The sequence below is a fragment of the Arthrobacter sp. UYCu712 genome (assembly GCF_040547005.1).
In the GTDB taxonomy this organism is placed as follows: domain Bacteria; phylum Actinomycetota; class Actinomycetes; order Actinomycetales; family Micrococcaceae; genus Arthrobacter.
In genome coordinates this window covers 39,388-58,966 of record NZ_JBEPOZ010000013.1, presented here as the reverse complement: position 1 = coordinate 58,966, position 19,579 = coordinate 39,388, and the positions used below count along the sequence as shown (strand labels likewise).

At 68.2% G+C, this 19,579-nt stretch carries 17 protein-coding genes and 6 tRNA genes; 4 read left to right on the top strand and 19 right to left on the bottom strand.

The features are described 5' to 3' along the window. Positions 1 to 65 precede the first annotated feature (65 nt). The 9 genes from ABIB51_RS13880 to ABIB51_RS13840 form a co-directional block, all read right to left on the bottom strand. On the bottom strand, positions 66 to 2,243 hold the full coding sequence (locus tag ABIB51_RS13880; protein ID WP_354188940.1) for a 3-hydroxyacyl-CoA dehydrogenase NAD-binding domain-containing protein: 2,178 nt from the start codon (positions 2,241 to 2,243) through the stop codon (positions 66 to 68). After that, the gene (locus ABIB51_RS13875; protein WP_354188938.1) at positions 2,240 to 3,523 is read right to left on the bottom strand and encodes a thiolase family protein; all 1,284 of its coding nucleotides are present in this window, start codon (positions 3,521 to 3,523) and stop codon (positions 2,240 to 2,242) included. Before ABIB51_RS13875 ends, ABIB51_RS13880 begins: the two co-directional genes overlap by 4 nt. Before the next feature lie 136 nt (positions 3,524 to 3,659). Further along, positions 3,660 to 5,003 carry an HRDC domain-containing protein gene (locus ABIB51_RS13870; RefSeq protein ID WP_354188936.1) on the bottom strand — a complete coding sequence of 448 codons (1,344 nt, stop codon included), beginning with the start codon at positions 5,001 to 5,003 and terminating at the stop codon, positions 3,660 to 3,662. Between the two features lie 74 nt (positions 5,004 to 5,077). Then, positions 5,078 to 5,722, bottom strand: a complete 645-nt coding sequence (locus ABIB51_RS13865; RefSeq protein ID WP_354189033.1) for a DUF3000 domain-containing protein — start codon at positions 5,720 to 5,722, stop codon at positions 5,078 to 5,080. Between the two features lie 100 nt (positions 5,723 to 5,822). Beyond that, positions 5,823 to 6,911: a threonine aldolase family protein gene (locus ABIB51_RS13860; protein WP_354189031.1), complete on the bottom strand. Its 1,089-nt coding sequence runs from the start codon at positions 6,909 to 6,911 to the stop codon at positions 5,823 to 5,825. A 63-nt stretch (positions 6,912 to 6,974) separates the two neighbouring features. Continuing rightward, positions 6,975 to 7,733 (bottom strand): SDR family oxidoreductase, encoded by a 759-nt coding sequence (locus tag ABIB51_RS13855; RefSeq protein ID WP_354188934.1) that lies wholly within the window; start codon positions 7,731 to 7,733, stop codon positions 6,975 to 6,977. Further along, positions 7,730 to 9,139, bottom strand: a complete 1,410-nt coding sequence (locus ABIB51_RS13850; protein WP_354188932.1) for a DUF6421 family protein — start codon at positions 9,137 to 9,139, stop codon at positions 7,730 to 7,732. The genes ABIB51_RS13855 and ABIB51_RS13850 overlap by 4 nt, the downstream gene beginning before the upstream one ends. A 200-nt stretch (positions 9,140 to 9,339) precedes the next feature. After that, entirely contained in the window at positions 9,340 to 9,834 is a 495-nt protein-coding gene (gene msrB / locus ABIB51_RS13845) for a peptide-methionine (R)-S-oxide reductase MsrB (RefSeq protein WP_354188930.1), read from the bottom strand. A gap of 14 nt (positions 9,835 to 9,848) precedes the next feature. Next, complete coding sequence (locus ABIB51_RS13840; RefSeq protein WP_354188928.1) at positions 9,849 to 10,337, bottom strand: hypothetical protein; 489 nt, start codon at positions 10,335 to 10,337, stop codon at positions 9,849 to 9,851. Positions 10,338 to 10,446: 109 nt separating this feature from the next. Between ABIB51_RS13840 and ABIB51_RS13835 the strand changes: the two genes are divergently transcribed. Further along, positions 10,447 to 11,745, top strand: a complete 1,299-nt coding sequence (locus ABIB51_RS13835; RefSeq protein WP_354188926.1) for an alpha/beta hydrolase family protein — start codon at positions 10,447 to 10,449, stop codon at positions 11,743 to 11,745. A 27-nt stretch (positions 11,746 to 11,772) separates the two neighbouring features. Here the strand turns inward: ABIB51_RS13835 and ybaK are convergent, their stop codons facing one another. The 3 genes from ybaK to ABIB51_RS13820 are packed head-to-tail and all read right to left on the bottom strand — an operon-like array spanning position 11,773 to position 13,685. Next, positions 11,773 to 12,270: a Cys-tRNA(Pro) deacylase gene (gene ybaK, locus ABIB51_RS13830; RefSeq protein WP_354188924.1), complete on the bottom strand. Its 498-nt coding sequence runs from the start codon at positions 12,268 to 12,270 to the stop codon at positions 11,773 to 11,775. 15 nt (positions 12,271 to 12,285) lie between these two features. Beyond that, a complete protein-coding gene (locus ABIB51_RS13825; RefSeq protein ID WP_354188922.1) occupies positions 12,286 to 12,744 on the bottom strand; it encodes a SufE family protein in 459 nt (152 codons plus the stop codon). A gap of 23 nt (positions 12,745 to 12,767) precedes the next feature. Further along, positions 12,768 to 13,685, bottom strand: coding sequence for a sulfurtransferase (locus tag ABIB51_RS13820; RefSeq protein WP_354188920.1), 918 nt, complete (start codon positions 13,683 to 13,685; stop codon positions 12,768 to 12,770). A 237-nt stretch (positions 13,686 to 13,922) separates the two neighbouring features. Between ABIB51_RS13820 and zapE the strand changes: the two genes are divergently transcribed. After that, positions 13,923 to 14,960, top strand: coding sequence for a cell division protein ZapE (zapE, locus tag ABIB51_RS13815; protein ID WP_354188918.1), 1,038 nt, complete (start codon positions 13,923 to 13,925; stop codon positions 14,958 to 14,960). 97 nt (positions 14,961 to 15,057) lie between these two features. Here the strand turns inward: zapE and ABIB51_RS13810 are convergent, their stop codons facing one another. The 6 genes from ABIB51_RS13810 to ABIB51_RS13785 all read right to left on the bottom strand — a co-directional run bounded on the left by ABIB51_RS13810 (position 15,058) and on the right by ABIB51_RS13785 (position 16,057). Further along, positions 15,058 to 15,327: an antitoxin gene (locus ABIB51_RS13810; protein ID WP_354188916.1), complete on the bottom strand. Its 270-nt coding sequence runs from the start codon at positions 15,325 to 15,327 to the stop codon at positions 15,058 to 15,060. A gap of 185 nt (positions 15,328 to 15,512) precedes the next feature. Beyond that, positions 15,513 to 15,587, bottom strand: a tRNA-Val gene (locus ABIB51_RS13805). Positions 15,588 to 15,625: 38 nt separating this feature from the next. Beyond that, positions 15,626 to 15,698, bottom strand: a tRNA-Gly gene (locus ABIB51_RS13800). Between the two features lie 55 nt (positions 15,699 to 15,753). Continuing rightward, positions 15,754 to 15,828 (bottom strand) — tRNA-Val (locus ABIB51_RS13795). 39 nt (positions 15,829 to 15,867) lie between these two features. Further along, positions 15,868 to 15,938, bottom strand: a tRNA-Cys gene (locus ABIB51_RS13790). Positions 15,939 to 15,984: 46 nt separating this feature from the next. Continuing rightward, positions 15,985 to 16,057 (bottom strand) — tRNA-Gly (locus tag ABIB51_RS13785). Positions 16,058 to 16,374: 317 nt separating this feature from the next. On the opposite strand from ABIB51_RS13785, the gene ABIB51_RS13780 reads away from it, so the two are divergent. Continuing rightward, a tRNA-Val gene (locus ABIB51_RS13780) sits at positions 16,375 to 16,446 on the top strand. A gap of 162 nt (positions 16,447 to 16,608) precedes the next feature. After that, entirely contained in the window at positions 16,609 to 17,454 is an 846-nt protein-coding gene (locus ABIB51_RS13775; RefSeq protein WP_354188914.1) for a cytochrome, read from the top strand. A gap of 188 nt (positions 17,455 to 17,642) precedes the next feature. On the opposite strand, the gene ABIB51_RS13770 is transcribed toward ABIB51_RS13775, so the two are convergent. Continuing rightward, complete coding sequence (locus tag ABIB51_RS13770) at positions 17,643 to 19,403, bottom strand: HNH endonuclease (RefSeq protein WP_354188912.1); 1,761 nt, start codon at positions 19,401 to 19,403, stop codon at positions 17,643 to 17,645. Between the last annotated feature and the right edge of the window lie 176 nt (positions 19,404 to 19,579).

The window sequence follows — 19,579 nt, the reverse complement described above, 5'->3', positions numbered from 1 at the left end:
CCCCCCCCCCCCCCCCCCCCCACCCCCCCCCCCCCCCCGCCCCCCCCCCCCCCCCCCCGCCCGCATCAGGCCGGTTCGGACGCGACCCCGGGCGCCAGGAACTTCCTGCCGGTGACCCGCTCGGAGGCACCCACCCGGTCCAGGTAGGGGGTGATCCCGCCGAGGAACATCGGCCAGCCGGCGCCGAGGATCATGCACAGGTCAATGTCCTCGGGTCCCGCCACGACGCCCTCCTCGAGCATCAGGCCGATTTCCTCCGCCAGCGCGTCCTGGGTGCGGCGCAGCACCTCCCCGCCGGTGGACGGTGTGCTGCCGAACGACATCAGTGCCAGGGTTTCCGCCGGGATGAACGGTTTGCCGTCCGGACCGTTCTCCGGCGCCCAGATGGACCGCACGCCGTTGTCGATCAGCTGCTGCAGGTTCTGCGAGACCGTGAAGCGGCCAGGGAACGCGGCGTGCAGCGATTCCTGGACGTGCTGGGCCACGGGCAGGCCCACCATGGCACCGAGCACAAAGGGAGTCATGGGCAGGCCCATCGGGCGCAGCGCGTTGTCCGCCACGTCGGCGGGCGTGCCCTCGTCGAAGGCTGCCGTGACTTCGCCCATGAGGCGCAGCAGGAGGCGGTTGACCACAAACGCGGGGGCGTCCTTGACCAACACGGCGGACTTCTTCAGCCCCTTGGCGAGCTCGAACGCGGTGGCCAGCACGGCGTTGTCGGTCTTCGGGGCGCGCACGATCTCCAGCAGCGGCATCACGGCCACCGGGTTGAAGAAATGGAAACCGACCAGGCGCTCCGGGTGCTCGAGGTCCTCCGCCATCGCGGTGACGGACAGCGACGAGGTGTTGGTCGCGAGGATGCACTCGGGCGAGACGATCGCCTCGACTTCCTTGAAAACCTGCTTTTTGACGTTGAGTTCCTCGAACACGGCCTCGATGACGAAGTCGGCGTCGGCGAAGGCCTCCTTGGAAACAGATCCCGTGACCAGCGCTCGGGTGCGGTTGGCGGCGTCCGGGCTGATCCGTCCCTTCGCCAGCAGCTTGTCCACCTCGGAATGGACGTAGCCCACGCCCTTGTCCACACGGGCCTGGTCAACGTCCGTCAGTACCACCGGAACCTTGAGCCGGCGGGCGAAAAGCAGGGCCAGCTGGCCCGCCATCAGCCCGGCGCCGACGACGCCGATCTTCGTGACCGGGCGGGCGAGCTTGCGGTCCGGGGCGCCGGCGGGGCGCTTGGAACGCCGCTGCACGAGGTCCAGGAAGGCGTAGACGGTGGAGCGGAACTCGTCGGTCTGCATGAGGTCCGCCAGCGTTTCGCATTCGAGCTCGGCGGATTGCGCCTGGGTCAGCGTGCGGTTCGCTTCCATAACCTCGAGGACCTTGGCCGGTGCCGGTGAGGCGTTGGAGGTCTTGGCCTCCACAAAGGCGCTGCCGGCCGCGACGGCGGCCGTCCAGCGTGCAGCGACCTCCGGTGCTGAGGGGTCGACGGCGTTGGCCCGCTCGGGCGCCACGGCACCGGAGATGACCTGCGCGGCCCAGGCGACGGACTGCTCCACGAAGTCGGCCGGTTCGAACATCGCGTCCGCCACGCCGAGCTGGTAGGCCTGCGGCCCGGTGAGGGTGCGGTTGCTGCTCAGCGGGTTCTCGATCATCACCTTGAGGGCGTTCTCGGGGCCGATGAGCCGCGGCAGGATGTAGACGCCGCCCCAGCCCGGGATCAGCCCGATGAACGCCTCCGGCAGGGCCAGCGCGCCGGCGCCGGTGGACACAGTGCGGTAGGTGGACTGCAGGGCGATCTCCAGCCCGCCGCCCAGGGCCAGGCCGTTGATGAAGGCGAAGCTGGGTACCCCGAGGTTGGCCAGGGTGCGGTAGACATCGTGGCCGAGCTGGGCCATCCACAGCCCGTGCTCGCGGCCGCTGATGGACTTGACCGTGGACAGGTCGGCCCCGGCCACGAGGAAGTACGGCTTGCCGGTGACGCCCACGCCCACGATCTCGCCGCGGGCGGCGCGTTCCCGCAGTCCTTCCAGAACGGTGCCGAGCTCGATCAGGGTGTTGGGGCCAAGGGTGGTCGGCTTGGAGTGGTCCAGGCCGTTATCCAGTGTGACCAGCGCGAAGGTGCCGGGGCTTTTGCTGTCAGTCGTCTTCCCACCTGCGGCGGGGAGCTCGATGTCCTGGACATAGGAATGGGTGACCGTCTCGTTCGGGAAGAGATCGGCAAGCTTGCGGAAATCGGCGGCGCTCATGCTGCGGCTCCAGTCTCGGTGGTGGTGGCGGTGGCTGGTTCAAATGCGGTGCCGTAGTCCGCGTGATGCGGGTTTTCCCAGATGACGGTGGCGCCCATGCCCAGCCCGATGCACATGGTGGTCATGCCGTAGCGCGCCGAGGAGTCCTCCTCAAACTGCCGCGCCAGCTGGTTCATCAGCCGGACGCCGGAGGAGGCGAGGGGGTGTCCGACGGCGATGGCGCCGCCGTAGCGGTTGACCCGGGGGTCGTCGTCGGCGATGCCGAAGTGGTCCAGGAAACTGAGGACCTGGACGGCGAAGGCCTCGTTGATCTCGAAGAGACCGATGTCCCCGATGCCGAGTCCGGCGTTCCTGAGAGCCTTTTCGGTGGCCGGGACCGGGCCGATGCCCATGACTTCGGGTTCCACACCGGCGAAGGCGTAGCTGACCAGGCGCATCTTGACCGGCAGCCCGAGTTCCTCGGCGGCGTCTGCGGAGGCCAGCAGGGCGGCGGTCGCGCCATCGTTGAGGCCGGCGGCGTTCCCCGCGGTCACGCGGCCGTGGGCACGGAAGGGGGTCTTGAGCGCGGCGAGGTCCTCAAGCGAGGTTCCCGGCCGCGGCGGCTCGTCCAGGGTGTTGACGGTCCAGCCCTGGCCCGGCTTCATCGTGGCGACCGGCACGAGGTCGGGCTGGATCTGGCCCTTGGCGTAGGCGGCGGCCAGCTTGTCCTGCGACGCGACGGCGTAGGCGTCGGTGCGCTCCTTGGTGATGGCCGGGAAGCGGTCGTGCAGGTTCTCGGCCGTGTTGCCCATATTCAGGGCGGCCGGGTCCACGATCCGTTCGGACATGAACCGCGGGTTGGGATCCGCGCCGGCGCCCATCGGGTGGTTGCCCATGTGTTCCACTCCGCCGGCAATCACGACGTCGTACGCGCCGAAGCCGATGCCGCTCGCCGTCGTGGTCACGGCGGTCATCGCACCGGCACACATCCGGTCGATCGCGAAGCCGGGCACCGTGCGGGGAAGGCCGGCCAGCAGGGCGGCGGTGCGGCCAATGGTCAGGCCCTGGTCGCCGCTCTGCGTCGTGGCCGCAATGGCCACCTCGTCGATGCGTTCGGCGGGCAGCGAGGGGTTGCGGCGCATCAGTTCGCGGATGCATTTGACCACGAGGTCATCTGCTCGGGTTCCGGCGTAGATACCCTTCTCGCCGGCGCGGCCGAACGGGGTGCGGACACCGTCGACGAAGACGATATCGCGGACGGTGCGGGGACTCGCGCTGCTGTGTTTTCCGCTGCGGCTCACGTGTTACTCCTCATTGAGACATGGATGCCGGATCCGCGCCTGCGGCGAACAGCCTGGGGCAGAGCGGATCCGGGCGACATCAATCAACATGTTACTCGTGAGTAACATAGCTGGCAAGGAGTTGTTCGGGGGCCCGTCAGAGGGCGGCGTCGGGCACAGTGCCCGGGGCTGCCCTGACTTCCTTTGCCGGCAGCGGCTCCGGGTTCTGGAAGGCCTCGGCGATGAGCGGCGCGGTGATTTCGATCTGCCACTGCCTGGCGCCGAGGTTCTGGAGCTCCTCGGCCACGCCCTCCTCGCTGAGTTCCGCCGGCGGACGCCACGCGACCCGGCGCAGGTAATCGGGGGTGAGCAGGTTCTCCACCGGCAGGTTCAGTTCCTCTGCCCGGGCCTGCAGCTTGGGCCGGGCGGTGCTGAGCCGGGCGGCAGCCTCGGGATCCCGGTCGGCCCAGACGCGCGGCGGCGGGGGAGCGTTGGTGGGCAGGTGCAGGGGCGGCAGCTCTTCGAGGCTCCGGGCGGTGCTGATGCAGCGCAGCCACCGCGGCGCCTCGCGCTGGGCCGCCCGGCCGTGGAAGCCTTTGGTGCCGAGCAGTTGCGGCACGGTGGTCGGCATTGCCTTGGCCGCGGCCACCAGGGCGGAGTCGGGGATGAGCCGGCCCGGGGCGACGTCGCGCTTCTGGGCCAGCGAGTCGCGTTCCAGCCAGAGTTCCCGGACGGCGGCCAGCTGGCGGCGGTCACGGATCTGGTGGAGTCCGGAGGTCTTGCGCCAGGGGTCGACGCGGGGCGGGGCCTGGCCGGACTCGAGAATGGCGGCGAACTCCTGCTCGGCGAAGTCAAGCTTGCCGTCGGCCACGAGCAGCTCGGTGAGCTCCTCGCGCAGTTCGGTCAGGACCTCGACGTCGAGGGCCGCGTAGCGCAGCCAGGGCTCGGGGAGTGGGCGGGTGGACCAGTCGGCGGCAGAGTGTTCCTTCGCCAGGCCGAAGCCCAGGAGCTGTTCGATCACCGCGGCGAGGCCGACGCGCGGCAGCCCGGCGAGCCGGGCGGCGAGTTCGGTGTCGAAGAGCTTGTCCGGCCACATGCCGAGCTCGGAGAGGCAGGGCAGGTCCTGGCTGGCTGCGTGCAGGATCCATTCCACGCCGCGCAAGGCATCGTTGACGATCCGCAAATCGTCGAAGGGTTCGGGGTCGATCAGCCAGGTGCCGGCACCTTCCCGGCGGATCTGAACGAGGAAGGCGCGCTGGCCGTAGCGGAAGCCGGAGGCCCGTTCAGCGTCCACCCCGGCGGGGCCGTGGCCCGCAGCAAGGGCAGCTGCGCAGCGTTCCAGGCCTGACTGGGTTTCGATCACCAGCGGTACGCCGTCTCGTGGGGAATCGAGGTCGATTACCTCGGGGACCAGGCTGTCGAAGCCTTCCACGGTGATATGGGCTGTGGTCTCAGCGGCCGGAGCGCCGGCCGTGGTGATTTCCGGTATTTGAGGGGTCATGATGAGTTCAGTTTACCGACAACACTGCGGGGAGGGCGGCGCATCGGCCAAAACCGGGCCGATTCGGCCCGGGCTCATGGCTGCTCCCGGCGCCGGCGCGGAAGCGGGGTGACGCCGTCGGGCAGCGGCGGAAGCCCCGCGAAGGTGCAGACCATGTCCGACCACGCCTCGAGGTGTGAGGTGATGTCCGCCGTCGCCGGGGTCCAGGAGGCGCGGAGTTCGATGTCGATGGAGTTGGGCCGGTCGGAGAGGCTGCCGAAGCTTTCGGAGAGCACTCTCGTCGCGGTGCCGCCGGCCGAACGGTAGGGTGCGGCGTGGTTGTCCAGGGCCTCCACCAGCCAGGTCCAGGCGACGGAGCCGAGCATTTCGTCGTTGCCCATCTCGGGCTCGAGCTGGGCGCGGATGTAAGTGACGATCCTGAATTCGCCGTCCCAGACAGCGGAGCCGTCGGGATCGTGGAGCAGGATGAACCGGCCGGTGGCCAGCTCGACGTCGTCGCTCCCCGAGGCCGGTTCGAGGGCTGCTGCGGCCGGACCGTGGATGGCGCCGGAGGTGTTTCCCGGGGCCATGACTTCGGCCCCGAGGGCGACGGCAAAGGGTGCGAGCCGTGAGGGGGCCGGAATCTCCTCCAGGCGCAGTTCACTGCGGCATCGTGCTTGTCGAAGGGTCCCCAAGGCAAAGAGAAAATCTGCCGGAACCTGGTCGAGTGCGCTCACAATGGAAGGCTATGCAACGCGGGCGTCGAAGCCCGGCAGGCTCGCCGCCGCCCGGCCGGGCAGATGCCGGGCGGGGCGGCGGCGGGCCTGGTCCGGGCTGGTGTCAGACGGCAGCGAGTTCGCGCTTGATGGCCGCGATGAAAGTATCAACGTCTTCCTCGGTGGTGTCGAAGGAACACATCCAGCGGACCTCGCGGGCCGCCTCGTTCCAGTCGTAGAAACGGAAGGACGTGCGCAGCCGGTCCGCCACACCGGCGGGCAGGATCGCGAAGACCCCGTTGGATTCGGTCTTCTGGCTCAGCTGGACGCCCGGGATCGATTCGACGCCGGCGCGCAGCCGCGCCGCCATGGCGTTGGCGTGCGAGGCCGAGCGCAGCCACAGGTCACCATCGAGGAGGGCGATGAACTGCGCGGACATAAAGCGCATCTTGGAAGCTAGCTGCATGTTCATCTTGCGCAGGTAGATCAGCCCGTGTGCGGCTACCGGGTTCAGGGCCACAACGACCTCACCGAACAGCAGGCCGTTCTTGGTGCCGCCGAAGGAGAGAATGTCCACCCCGGCGTCGCGGGTGAACGCACGCAGCGGCACGTTCAGGTGCGCTGCGGCGTTGGCCAGCCGGGCGCCGTCCATGTGCAGCTTCATGCCCTTGGCGTGGACGTGCTCGGCGATGGCCCGGACTTCCTCCGGCGTGTAGCAGGTGCCCAGCTCGGTGGTCTGCGTGATGGACACGGCCAGCGGCTGGGCGCGGTGCTCGTCGCCCCAGCCCCAGGCTTCCTTGTCGATCAGCTCGGGGGTGAGCTTGCCGTCCTCCGTGGGCACCTGGAGCAGCTTGATGCCGCCGATCCGTTCCGGGGCGCCGTTCTCGTCCATGTTGATGTGGGCCGTCGAGGCGCAGATGACCGCGCCCCAGCGCGGCAGCAGGGACTGCAGCGAGAGCACGTTGGCGCCGGTGCCGTTGAAGACCGGGAAGGATTGGATCCCTTCGCCGAAGTGCCCCTCCATCAGCTGCTGCAGCCGGGCGGTGTAGTCGTCCTCGCCGTACGACACCTGGTGTCCCTCGTTGGCGGCGGCGAGGGCCGCCAGCACCTCGGGGTGGACGCCGGAGTAGTTGTCCGAGGCGAAGCCCCGGACGGCGGGATCATGGAGCCGCACCGCGGTGCCGGCGGGGGAAGTCTCAACTGTGCTTGTCATCGATTTGCTCACGCTTTCAGTCTAAGGAGGTCCGGGCCCAGGGGCTAAGTCCAGGGTTCGGGTTCAGCGGCCCAAGAGCAGCCGCTGCCCGTTCAGCTCCGCCGCGGGGGTGGTAAAGAGCCCGACGGCGGCGGCGGCCAGGTCTTCCACATCGGTGAAGCCCGGGAATTTGCGTTCGGGCGACTTTGCCCGCATCCGGGCGTCGACGAGCGCTTTGACCACAAAAATGGCGGCGGCGCTGTGCTGCCCTGCGGGAACGCCGGAACTGCCCGCACCGGCGGCCGGGGCGGCCGCGGCCTGGTCCCGGCGGAAGCCGTCAGCCACCGCGAGGATCCAGGCCTCGGCGGCGGCCTTGGCTGCCACGTAGCTGGCGCCGCCCGACGTCGGGCTGGTGACGGCGGTGGACGAGACAATGGCGAAGCGGCCCGTGTCCGAGGCGGCGAGGTCGTCGTAGAAGACCCGGCTGACGTTCCGCACCGTCGTGATGGCGCCGCGTTCCAGGAAGTCCCAGTCCTCGTCGCTTTGGTCGGTGATGCCCTTGGCGCCACGCCAGCCGCCGACCAGGTGGATCACGCCGTCGACGGTCCCGGCCGCCGCGGCGATCGTGGTGTGCAGGGCACGGACCTCCGCGAGGTCCGCGAGGTCGCACACGAGCGGCGTGACGCCGCTGCCGGCTTCGGCAGCAGCCGCCTCGATCCGTGCCGCATCGGAGCCCACGGTGAAGACGTTGTGTCCGGCGTCGTGCAGGGCACGGGCGGTGGCGATCCCCGAGGGGCCGCTGCCGCCCGTGACCACGACGGTCAGGGTGCCTCCGGCGCTCATCCGGCGTTCAGGGCTGTGGTGCCCGGGCCGGTGGCCGTTCCGGTGTCCGAGGAGCCGATGATCCCGGCCGTCGATTCAATGACGGGCCGCATCTTCTTCTCCAGTGCCTCGTAGAACATAGACAGCGGGAACTCGTCGTCGAGCACCTGGTCCGTGAGGCCGCGCGGCGGCCCGGCAATTGGAAGCGCGTCGGGGCCCTTGGCCCACACGGAGGCCGGGTTGGGCGTGACCGTGCCGGAAATCAGCTCGTAGGCGGCCAGCCAATGCGCCATCTTGGGACGGTCGATCGAACGCCAGTACAGTTCCTCGATCTTCGCGCCGAGTTCAACCACGACGTCGGCAGCCTCGTCCCAGTCGATGCTGAGTTTGCTGTCGGTCCAGTGCAGGACGTGGTGCTGGTGCATCCAGGCGAAGAGCAGCTGCCCGCCCAGTCCGTCGTAGTTGCGGACGCGGCTGCCGGTGATGGCAAAACGGAAGATCCGGTCAAAGATGACGGCGTACTGGACCAGCTTGGCGTGCCGGCGGGCCTCGGGATCGGCTTCTTCATCCTTTTCGATTTTCACGGACTCGCGGAAGGCGGTCAGGTCGCAGCGCAGTTCCTCAAGGGAGTAGAGGAAAAACGGCATACGCTGCTTGATCATGAACGGGTCGAAGGGCAGGTCGCCGCGCATGTGGGTGCGGTCGTGGATGAGGTCCCACATGACGAAGGTTTCCTGGGTCAGCTCCTGGTCCTCGAGCAGGGCCGCCGCATCCTCAGGCAGCTGCAGGGAGGTGATGTCCGCCGCGGCGCGGAGCACACGGCGGAAGCGGGCCGCCTCGCGGTCCGCGAAAATGGCGCCCCACGTGAAGGTGGGGGTTTCCCGGACCGCGACGGATTCGGGGAACAGCACCGCGGAGTTGGTGTTGTAGCCCGGGGTGAAGTCCAGGAAGCGGATCGGGACGAAGAGCTTGTTGGAGTATTCGCCCTCTTCCAGCCCGGCGATGAACTCCGGCCAGATGACCTCGATCAGCACGGCTTCGACGAAGCGGCTGCTGCTGCCGTTCTGGGTGTACATCGGGAACACGACGAGGTGCTGCAGGCCGTTGATCCGGTGCTGCTGCGGCTGGAAGGCCTGCAGGGAGTCCAAGAAGTCCGGGACACCGAACCCGGCGTCGACCCAGCGGCCGAAGTCGCTGACGAGGAGGCTGAGGTAGTCCGCGTCATGCGGGAAGGCGGGGGCGAGTTCCCGGATGGCTGCCGTGATGGCTTCAACGTGGCCGGCTGCGGCCGCATGGTCTCCGGCTTCGGGAACGGACCCGTCCTGGGCCTGGAGGGCCTGGAGTGCGGTGGCGGCAGCCTTGAGGCGCAGCCACTCCGGGGAGCCGGCGGTGATGGGGGCTGTGGCGGCGATAGCGGTGGTAGTCATCGTCAGCGGCACCTTTCTGTTTGCTGGGAGCGTCGCTCTTTAGCGTCTATGGCGAGCGTAGCAAGCAAACAGGATTCCTAATGCAAAATTGCCTTGAGCATAAGAAAGTCTGTGGCAAGTGGGGCCGGACGCCCGCCCCAGCTACAGCGGAGGCGTGGCTGCCCGGTCCCAGCCCGGCTCCGGTGCGGAGAGCCGCCGGGCTACTTGCCGGCGTCGTCCGCTTGGACGAGCTTCAGCGAAACGGAATTGATGCAGAAGCGCTGGTCAGTAGGCGTTCCGTAGCCTTCGCCGTCGAACACGTGGCCCAGGTGGGAATCGCACGTGGCGCAACGCACCTCCACACGTTCCATGCCCAGGGTGCGGTCATGGATGTAGCGGACGGTGCCCTCGGCGAGCGGCGCCCAGAAGGACGGCCAGCCGCAGTGGGAGTCGAACTTCTCGTTGCTTGTGAAGAGCTCGGTGCCGCACGCCCGGCACTGATAGACGCCCGCGGTGTGCGTGTCCCAGTACTCGCCGGTGTACGGCCGCTCGGTGCCGGCCTGGCGCAGCACCCGGTACTCCTCCGGAGTCAGTTCCTGGCGCCAGTGCTCGTCCGACTTTCCCGCGGCTTCGGTGGACGTTTCGGCGCCGGCAGCGGAAACGTCAGAGGAAATGTCGGCGGGCAGGACTTTGGGCTTGTTGTGAAAGATGTTCATAGCCTGAATAACGCTCAGGAGTCCCCGATAAATCCCGATCCGGCGTACAGATGCAGGACCGGCAGTCCCAGTTTGTCCTGCGCCTTGTTGGCCCAGTCGGTGTGGAAGGTGTCCGCGACGGCATGCGGCCGGGTGATCACCACAGCCTGCCCCGCGCCGAGTTCCTTGACCTTGGCCACCAGGCCGTCCACCGCCTTGCCCTCGACAATTTCGCCCGAAACGCCGCCGCCCAGCCCGGCCAGGGCCGCGAGCGATGTTGCCAGCGTTTCGGCGGCTTCAGCCCGTTCCCCGGCAGGGTCGGAGTGCGCCGACAGTTCACGGAAGGCCTTGGCGATTTCCAGCAGGGAAAGGTTCTCCAGGAAATCCACCAGCAGGTGCCGCTCGGTGTTGGCCGGAACCAGGACCACCAGGGGAGCGTCACCGCCGGCAACCAGGGACTTGATGTTGACGCGGTCGTCCGCGCCGAGGGGCTCTTCTGTCAAAATGACGATTGGATCACTCATGCCCCCAGCCTAGTCCGGCCCCGCCGGCCCCGCACGAAATTGCCCGTGTCCGGGCCCCTGGTCAATCCCGGATGCCGCTGTGAGCGGCGACTTCGGTAAGAATGGTGCCATGGTTTCCTCCCAGCGCCTCCTGCCGGACCCGCACCGGATCCCGACCACCCGCGGCAAGGTGGCCTCCGCGGCCGCCGGGGCCGAACGTTCCCTGCCCGTCGGCGCCAAGTGGGCCCTGGGCGGCATCATCGGCGGGAGCGCCGCGGCCGGACTGCTCGCCGCCGGATCCTCCGCCCTGGCCGTGTACTTCGCCCGTCGGGTGATCACCCCGGCCCGGGTCCGCGACGAGGACCAGGAAATCCTTGCCGTGATCCGTGACGGACACGGGCTGCAGGTCATCCTCGCGGCCACCCCGGATAACACCGTTGAGGGCGTCTACGGCTTCTTTTTCGACGGTGGCCGGGGCCATGCGCGGATCGGCCGGATCGTGTCCTACTCGCCGGCCGAGCGCACTGTGCTGCGGGAAGTCGAAGCGGTCTACAGCGGCGACCTCACCAAGGCGCGGCGCGGCTGGTGGAGCGGCGCCGCCCACCCGGACGCCGCCACCATCGGCCTCGCCTGGGAAGAGGTGGAGATCGACGTCGACGGCGGGTCCGCACCGGCGTGGCTCATCCGGGCACCCGAGCCGGACACCTGGGCGATCATGGTCCACGGTCGCGGCGCGAACCGGCTGGAGGGCCTGCGGGCCGCCCGCACGGCACACGACCTGGGGATGTCCAGCCTGCTGATCTCCTACCGCAACGACGGGCTCGCGCCATCGGCACTGGACGGACGCTACGGCCTCGGCTCCACCGAATGGCGGGACGTTGAGGCCGCCATCGGCTTCGCCTTGGAGCAGGGCGCCCGCGAGGTCGTGTTGTTCGGCTGGTCGATGGGCGGTGCCATCTGCCTGCAGACCGCGGACCTCTCCCGCTACCACCACCTGATCCGGGCCATGGTGCTCGACGCTCCGGTGATCAACTGGGTGAACGTGCTGGCGCACCACGCCGAGCTCAACCGGATCCCGTCCGCCGTCGGGCGTTACGGGCAGCTGATGATGAGCCACAGACTGGGCCGCCGGCTGACGGGCCTCGCCGCGCCGGTGGACCTGAAAACCATGGACTGGGTCTCGCGCGCCGTCGAGCTGAGGACGCCGACGCTGATCCTTCACAGCGTCGACGACGAGTACGTCCCGTATGGACCGTCTGCGGCGCTGGCCGAGAAGAACCCTGAGATGGTCACCTTCGAGAAGTTCGACCGTGCCCTGCACACCAAGGAGTGGAATGTGGACCCGGAGCGCTGGGAGGGGCTCGTATCGGCCTGGCTCCGGCTGCAGCTCGCCCCGCGTCCCAACCCCGGCCAGTCCACCCCGGGCTAGTTCCCATCTCGGCGCTTCTGTTCGTGGCTAACCGCGGCCGGTGCCGATCCTGGCCGTCCGGGCACCGGTGAGCCGGATCAGTTCGGCCGGGCTCAGTTCGATGTCCAGGCCCCGCCGCCCGCCCGAGACAAGGATCGTGTCCAGGCCCAGGGCACTGTCATCGACCACCGTGGGGGAGGCCTGGCGCTGCCCGAGCGGTGAGATCCCGCCCAGCACATAGCCGGTCCGGCGTTCGGCGGCGGCAGGGTCCGCCATGGCGGCCTTCTTCGCCCCGAGGGCGGCCGCCATCGCCTTGAGGTCCAGGTTGCCGGACACCGGAACGACGCCGACGGCGAGCCGGCCATCGACGTCGACCATCAGTGTCTTGAAGACCCGGGCAGGATCGATGCCGAGCACCTCGGCGGCTTCCAGCCCGTAGCTGGCTGCCGCGGGGTCATGGCTGTAGGGGTGCAGGACAAAAGGAACCCCGGCCGCCGCGAGTGCGGCGGTGGCCGGGGTTCCCTGGGACGCCTGTTTGCGGGCCACTGACGTATCCTGCGGTCAGGACGGCTGCGGGAGGGCGGCAACCTTGCGCTTGATCCGGCCCAGCATCGCCGTCATTCCGCGCATGCGCAGCGGAGTGATGGCGCGGGTGAGGCCCAGCAGCTCCGGCATGTCGTCCGGCACGGCAAGGATCTCCGCGGCGCTGAGCCCGTCAAGGCCCTCATGCAGGACGCCGGCGAAGCCCCGGGTGGTGGGGGCTTCAGGCGGCGCCTTGAAGAAGAGCCGCACGCCTCGCGCGGGTCCGCCGTCGTGCTGTTCCGTCTCAATGGTCAGGAACAGCGGCGACTGGCACTCCACTACCTGTTCCATCAGCTCCGGGTGGTCCTTGAGCCGGTCCGGGAGCTCGGGAAGCTCGCGGGAGAACTCGAGCAGCAGCTGCAGCCGTTCGGGTTCCGTCAGGGCCTGGAAGTCGTCAACAATTTCCGCCAGCGCGGCGGGGAGGGCAGAAGTATTCATCAGTCCCAGCTTACGCCCGGTGCCTACTTGGCTGCCGGAACGGTGCCGCGCTCGGTGCCCTTGGCGATGGGGACGCGCACGGCGTTGCCCCACTCGGTCCACGAGCCGTCGTAGTTGCGGACGGTCTCGAAGCCCAGCAGGTACTTCAGCGCAAACCAGGTGTGGCTGGAACGCTCGCCGATGCGGCAATAGGCCACGACGTCGTCGCCGGCCGTCAGGCCCGCTTCGCCGAGGTAGAGCGCCTCAAGTTCGGGACGGTTGCGGTAGGTGCCGTCGCCGGCGGCCGCGCGGGCCCACGGGATGGAGGCCGCCGTCGGGATGTGGCCGCCGCGCAGGGCACCTTCCTCCGGGTAGGCGGGCATGTGCGTGCGCTGGCCGGTGTATTCCTCGGGGGAGCGGACGTCGATCAAGGGCTTGCCGAAGTGCGCCAGGACATCGTCCTTGAAGGCCCGGATCGGGGCGTCATTGCGCTCCACCACGGGGTACTCGCCGGGAACCGGCACGGTGGTCTCTGTGGTGAGGGCCCGGTCCTCGGCGATCCACTTGTCGCGGCCGCCGTCCAGGAGCCGGACGTCCTCGTGGCCGAAGAGCGTGAAGACCCACAGGGCGTAGGCTGCCCACCAGTTCGACTTGTCGCCGTAGATCACGACGGTGGTGTCGCGGGAGATCCCCTTGGCCGCTGCCAGGGCGGCAAACGCCTCGCCGTCCACATAGTCCCGCGTGACCTCGTCGTTGAGGTCCGTGTGCCAGTCGATCTTCACCGCACCGGAGATGTGGCCGGTCTCGTAGACCAACACGTCCTCGTCGGACTCCACCACCACCAGCTGGCCGCCTTTGAGGGCGCCGGCTTCGATTTCGGTGGCCAGCCACTCGGTGGAGACGAGCCGCTCGGGGTGGGCGTAGGCGGCAAACTTTTCGTTCTGCTCAAGGGGATAGGACATGCGATGGCCTTTCACTGAAACGGTCAGGGCCGGGCTGCGGAAGGATCGATCGCGGCGCCGGGTCTCCTAACACTAGCCACGCCCGGCCGGGAATGTCCCGCCTCGTTCATACTCTGAAACATGGCCTTCGTCACGTGGGGCCGGTGCGCGCCGGGCCGCGCTGCAGTCCCCACGCAGGCGGGGCCGTGCATTGCCGGTATTCTTTCTGGGGACAAGAGACCAGCAGAACGGACCACCTTGGTACAGATCGAACAGCTCGCCGCCCGCACCCCGGCAGTTTCAGTGGATGAACTCCTCAACGGATTTTATCCCTCGCCGCGTTTCGGTGAGGTGTCGTTTTCCAGCTACCGGCCGGATTCGTCCCAGCCCAGCCAGGCGGCGGCGGTCCGGGCGCTTGAGAGCTTCGCGGCCGGCGTCGGCGCACGCGACGGCGACGGGCTCTTCAAACGGATCTTCGGCAAGAAGGACACCTCGCGCGCCGGGATCTACCTCGACGGCGGCTTCGGCGTGGGCAAGACCCACCTGCTTGCCTCGCTGTGGCACGCGGCCCCCGGGCCCAAGGCCTTCGGCACTTTCGTCGAATACACCAACCTCGTGGGCGCGCTGTCCTTCCGCAAAACGGTGGAGGCGCTGAGCCACTACAAGCTGGTCTGCATCGACGAATTCGAGCTCGACGATCCGGGCGACACCGTGCTGATGTCCCGGCTCATGCGCGAACTGGCCGACGCCGGCGTCAAGCTGGCAGCCACGTCCAACACTTTGCCGGGGTCCCTCGGCGACGGCCGCTTCGCCGCCGTCGACTTCGCCCGCGAGATCCAGGTGCTGGCGGACCAGTTCGACGTCGTCCGGATCGACGGCGAGGACTTCCGGCACCGTGGCCTCCCGGCCGCACCGTCGCCGCTGCGCAATGATGACCTCACGCACCACATGCACGCCGAATTCGACGGCAAGACGGTGGCCCGTGACGAGTTCAGCACGCTGATCAACCACCTGGCCGGTGTACACCCGAGCCGCTACCGGCAGATGCTGGACGGCATCGAGGGCGTGGTGTGGAAGAACGTCCACACCATTACGGAACAGGCTGTTGCGCTGCGGTTTGTGGTCCTGGCCGACCGGCTTTACGACAAGGACGTTCCGATCCTCGCCAGCGGAGTGCCGTTCGACCAGCTGTTCACCGAGGAAATGATGACCGGCGGGTACATGAAGAAGTATTTCCGCGCCGTGTCCCGGCTGACTGCCCTGGCCCGTGAAGGCCAGAACCACGAGCCGTCCTAGGTTTTTGCGCCGCGGTTAGACGCCGAAATCCTCGTTAAACGCCGAAGGTGCCGGTGCCGCCTCTCGGCGGGACCGGCACCTCACTGACGTATCTGGGTCAGAGGCCCTGCTGCCGGGGTTCCCCGGCAGCGGGTGGCTCACCGGCGACGGGAGTCTGATCGGCGACCGGGGCCGCATTCGGCTGGTCGTCTGCCTTGTCCACGAAGTCGGAAGCGCCCCGCTGAACGGAATCGATTTTGTCGGCGTACTTTCCGCCGGTCTTGGTGTCGACGAAATCGCCGGCCTTTTCGATGCCGTTCTTGATGGCTTGTTCGTTGCCACCAATTACTTTCTGAGCCTTGCCCTTTAGATCGTCAAGTAATCCCACGGGCACCTCCCTTCTGTCGCGGAGCCAGATCGCTCCTTGCGCTATCTACCCTAGCCGCCGTCCGGTGGCCTGCCAAGGATACGAACGGGGATCAATGTCCAGGGTCTTGTGGCCCGGTGATGCATGCCAGGTGGGGAGGCGGCGAAGATGGCACAGAAAAAGCAGCCCCGGGGGAGCTGCTTTCATGGTGGGCGATACTGGGATCGAACCAGTGACCTCTTCCGTGTCAGGGAAGCGCGCTACCGCTGCGCCAATCGCCCTCAACCGGAAGGATCCGGAGTGGAGTTGTAAATCAAAGAGCGGACGACGAGATTCGAACTCGCGACATCCACCTTGGCAAGGTGGTGCTCTACCAGCTGAGCTACGTCCGCATTTAGTCCATGCCGGCTGGGCCGGTGGTACTGGATAAAGCAAGTTGCCTTGCTTTGGTGGGCGATACTGGGATCGAACCAGTGACCTCTTCCGTGTCAGGGAAGCGCGCTACCGCTGCGCCAATCGCCCCTTGCATCCGGCCGGAACCGGAAACCAGGGTTTTCACCGAGGTGGGTACGGGATTCGAACCCGTGTATACGGCTTTGCAGGCCGCTGCCTCGCCTCTCGGCCAACCCACCGTGTAGACAGGATTCCGAAGAACCTTTGCCGTGACAGTGTCCTGCGAGCGGACGACGAGATTCGAACTCGCGACATCCACCTTGGCAAGGTGGTGCTCTACCAGCTGAGCTACGTCCGCATTATTGTCTGCAATTCCCCGCCGCAATCGGCATTTCCTCGCGTTCCAACGAGTAAGAACTCTATAGGAGGTTCAGGGAATCTACAAATCGCGACGTCGCAGGATTCCCCTGAACCCCGCAGATCCTTGAATTCTAGGGCTTTTTACTAATTACAGGCCTGTAATTCGCTTCCTCGAGCGGGCGGTCGGCGGCGCGACGGCGGGGCGGGAGTTGCGGCCCGTCCTCACCTGGACGACGATCTGACCCGGACACAATCCGCCGCCGGCGGGCCCGATTTCAAATATCCGCTGAGGTGGGCTAGCATTCAATGGCATTGGGGCGATTGGCGCAGTGGTAGCGCGCTTCGTTCACACCGAAGAGGTCACTGGTTCGAACCCAGTATCGCCCACCCAATACATGGTCCGTTCCGCTCACCGAGCGGGGCGGACCATTTTTGTTTTGGCCCGTTGAGTTGGCCCGTTGATGCGGCTGCCGCTCAGTGATTGTTGGGGACCGCCTTCGCGGTTCACGGCTTGCGTCCAATGTCCGACCCCTGTGAAAGAGTCTTTCCATGACCGCTCCACTTCTTGCCCACGCCACGGACTATGGCCGGATGTACGCCCGCTCCACGTCCGAGCAGTACACCGTCCCGTCCATCACCACCGTGATCGGCCAGCAGCCCCACGGCCTGGACGGCTGGTTCGGGTACATGGGAGCGAACAGCCTCGCCCAGGACCCCACCCTGCCCGGCATCCTCGGGAGCCCCGCCAAAGTGCGGCAGGCGGTGAGCCGTGCCGCCAAGGCAGCCGAAACATACCGTGACGACGCCGCTATGCGTGGGGACCGGGTCCACAACTACTGCGAGCAGGTGGCCCTCCGTGCCCTCGGCAGGCCACACCGGATGAAGGAAACCCGCGAGGCCCTGGCGGCCAACGGCGAGGAAGCCTTCGCGGCGCGCTTCGACGAATGGTGGGAACTCTTCCAGGTGGAACCGATCGCGCCGGAGATCACGGTCTGGAACAAAACGGTCGGCTACGCCGGAACCCTTGACCTCGTCGCAAAGATCAACGGCCGCATCTGCCTCATCGACTACAAGACCAAGGGCACCAGCCGGGACGGCACCGTCAAGCCCCTCGACGACAAAGTCGTTATGCAGCTCGTTGCCGGCATGAAGGCCGAGGAAAGCCTCGTAGACCCGGTGGCGGGGGAGTGGGAGTCCTGGAAACACGGTGAATCCCCGATCCTGCTGGCAGTTGCCGTCGGCGAGACGGAGGTGCGCCCCCTGCGGGCAAACCCGGAAGTCCTGAAGCACCACTGGTGGAAGTTCTGCGCCCTGCGGCGGGTCTGGGAGACGTCCGCGGACACTGCCGTGGCCGGAGCTGCCCTCCTCCCGCTCGCCCCGCCCCCGCAGCGCTAACTCCTACGCGGCCCGGACACTGCTTCACTTGTATCGGCTGGGCTCGGCTGGGCTCGGCTGGGCTGGGCTGGGCTGGGCTGGGCTGGGCTGGGCTGGGCTGGGCTGGGCTGGGCTGGGCTGAGGCCACAGCCAGCCGAAATACACATTGCCACCCGCCTGCGGCCCTTCCGGGTCAAGGGGCACTCCTGTCACCGGGCCGTATCTGGGCCTTGGTGCTGGAAGTAGTGGTTGCGGCGGGGGTGTTGTTGGGGGTCGATGTGTGGTGGCGGGATGAACCAGGGGATCCCGGTTTTGAGTTGGATGGTCCAGTGTTCTTTGTGGATCAGGTGGTGGTGGTGGGAGCAGAGCAGGGTTCCGTTTTCGGTGCCGGTGGTGCCGCCGCGAGACCAGTAGGTGATGTGGTGGGCTTCGCACCAGGGTGCGGGGATGGTGCAGCCGGGGAAGGCGCAGCCCTGGTCGCGGGCGGTGAGGGCTTTGCGGAGGTGCGGCGGGAAGACCCGGGAGGCCCGGCCGATGTCCAGGATCCGGCCGTCGCCGCCGAGCAGGACCGGGATGATGTCCGCGTCGCAGGCGATCTTGCGGATGGTGGCGGCGGTGACGGGTCCGGTGAACAGCAGCGACCCGGTCCCCGTGCCCGGCCGGCGGGGTGACTGACGGATTCCCGAAGTCGCGGTACCTGCCGGATCTGCGGGATCGGCCGGTTCTGCGGGATCTGGTGCGGCGCCGGTGGTGCCGGATGGGTCCTGGAGGCGGGTGAGGAGGTCGCGGTAGTCGATGGTGGCCATGATCTGCGGGCGCAGTCCGCCGGCGGCGGGCAGGCCTCCGGCGGCGAGGGCGACCTTGCAGGCGCCGACCAGGCCGTCGAGCAGCTTCTGCGGCCGGGAGCGGTGATCCAGGACCGGCAGCCCGGGCTCCTCCGGCGCACCGGCGGCAGGGCCGTGCCCGGAGACCTCACCGTCCGCACCAGACCCGTCACGTGTTCCGGCGGTGGCGGTGATGGTGCGGGGGTTGGTGGCGGTGTTCATGACGGTCAGGAGGTGTTCGAACTGTTCGGGCGTCGCGTAGATTTCGAGGTGCTGGAGGCCGTGGCGGGGCGGGCGGATGAAGGCGCCCTGGATCCGGCGGAGGACTTCCTCGGACGGTTCGGCGCCGTCCGTGTCCAGGGCCTCGGTCCAGCCGCGGGCGACGCGGGCCAGGAAGTCCGGGTCGTGCTCGGCCGCGGTGCGGGTCAGGGTGTGTTCCATCCGGGCGGCGGTGGCCTCGTCGCAGAGGTGCCGGACCCGGTCCAGGGCCGCGGTGATGATCGAGGCGGAGCGGGACGCGATTTCCCCGGCGGCCACGGCGGCGCCGAGTTCCGGGTGGGCCGGGGGCTGGGACGCACCGGTGAGTCCCGGCCGGGGCAGCAGGCCCCGGGCCAGGCCGAGCACGCGCTTCGCCTCGCCGGCACCGATCCGCAACCGCGCCCGCAGGAATTCCTCGGTGTTCCGGTACCCGTCATCCACCCCCGCGACCCCGGCCACCGCCGCCGCGGCCGGCACGGGCACCGCCGAGGTCCCGGCAGGATCCGCGGGCACATCCGCGGCCGCAGAGGGTCCCCCGCCGGTCACCCACCCGCCCGGACTGTCCTGCCAGCCGGTCATCCACGACCCGCCGCCCCCGGCAGTTGAGGCCGCGGCGGCCGAGTTGGCGGCTTGTTTCCGGGTCCGGTCCACGGCGCCGGCGGCCACGAGCTGCAGATACTCCATCGTCCGGGAGAGTTCCTCCACGCTCCCGGCGAAATCCGCCGCCGCCTGGACACCCCAGAGCTCCGCGTCCTGCGCCGCCGTCGAACCGATGTTCTGCAACAATGCCAGGGCACCGTCCACACCGGAGTGCTGGACCGGGACTGAACCCTGGTCCGTGTCCAGATCCTCGTCCTGGAAAGGAATGAAATCCCTTACGGCTTCCATAACCCAATACTCCCAAGGGGGTACGACAGTATTAGCCTCCGCAGGCCGGCATAACTCAGGACCACTGATCCGCCCCCCCGCCGGAGGACTCGCCGGCCCCGCCCCTCCGCCGGGAGACCCGCCGGAAGACCCGCCCCCAGGACCCGCCCCAGCACCCGTCCAACGCCCACTCCACC

Excerpts from the sequence above, each read along its gene's own strand:
- ABIB51_RS13880 (WP_354188940.1), bottom strand. The coding sequence starts at position 2,243 with ATGAGCGCCGCCGATTTCCGCAAGCTTGCCGATCTCTTCCCGAACGAG.
- ABIB51_RS13835 (WP_354188926.1), top strand. The coding sequence starts at position 10,447 with ATGGTTTCCTCCCAGCGCCTCCTGCCGGACCCGCACCGGATCCCGACC.
- ABIB51_RS13775 (WP_354188914.1), top strand. The coding sequence starts at position 16,609 with ATGACCGCTCCACTTCTTGCCCACGCCACGGACTATGGCCGGATGTAC.
- ABIB51_RS13820 (WP_354188920.1), bottom strand. The coding sequence starts at position 13,685 with ATGTCCTATCCCCTTGAGCAGAACGAAAAGTTTGCCGCCTACGCCCAC.
- ABIB51_RS13860 (WP_354189031.1), bottom strand. The coding sequence starts at position 6,911 with ATGACAAGCACAGTTGAGACTTCCCCCGCCGGCACCGCGGTGCGGCTC.
- ABIB51_RS13855 (WP_354188934.1), bottom strand. The coding sequence starts at position 7,733 with ATGAGCGCCGGAGGCACCCTGACCGTCGTGGTCACGGGCGGCAGCGGC.
- ABIB51_RS13840 (WP_354188928.1), bottom strand. The coding sequence starts at position 10,337 with ATGAGTGATCCAATCGTCATTTTGACAGAAGAGCCCCTCGGCGCGGAC.
- ABIB51_RS13770 (WP_354188912.1), bottom strand. The coding sequence starts at position 19,403 with ATGGAAGCCGTAAGGGATTTCATTCCTTTCCAGGACGAGGATCTGGAC.
- ABIB51_RS13825 (WP_354188922.1), bottom strand. The coding sequence starts at position 12,744 with ATGAATACTTCTGCCCTCCCCGCCGCGCTGGCGGAAATTGTTGACGAC.
- ABIB51_RS13850 (WP_354188932.1), bottom strand. The coding sequence starts at position 9,139 with ATGACTACCACCGCTATCGCCGCCACAGCCCCCATCACCGCCGGCTCC.
- msrB (WP_354188930.1), bottom strand. The coding sequence starts at position 9,834 with ATGAACATCTTTCACAACAAGCCCAAAGTCCTGCCCGCCGACATTTCC.
- ABIB51_RS13870 (WP_354188936.1), bottom strand. The coding sequence starts at position 5,003 with ATGACCCCTCAAATACCGGAAATCACCACGGCCGGCGCTCCGGCCGCT.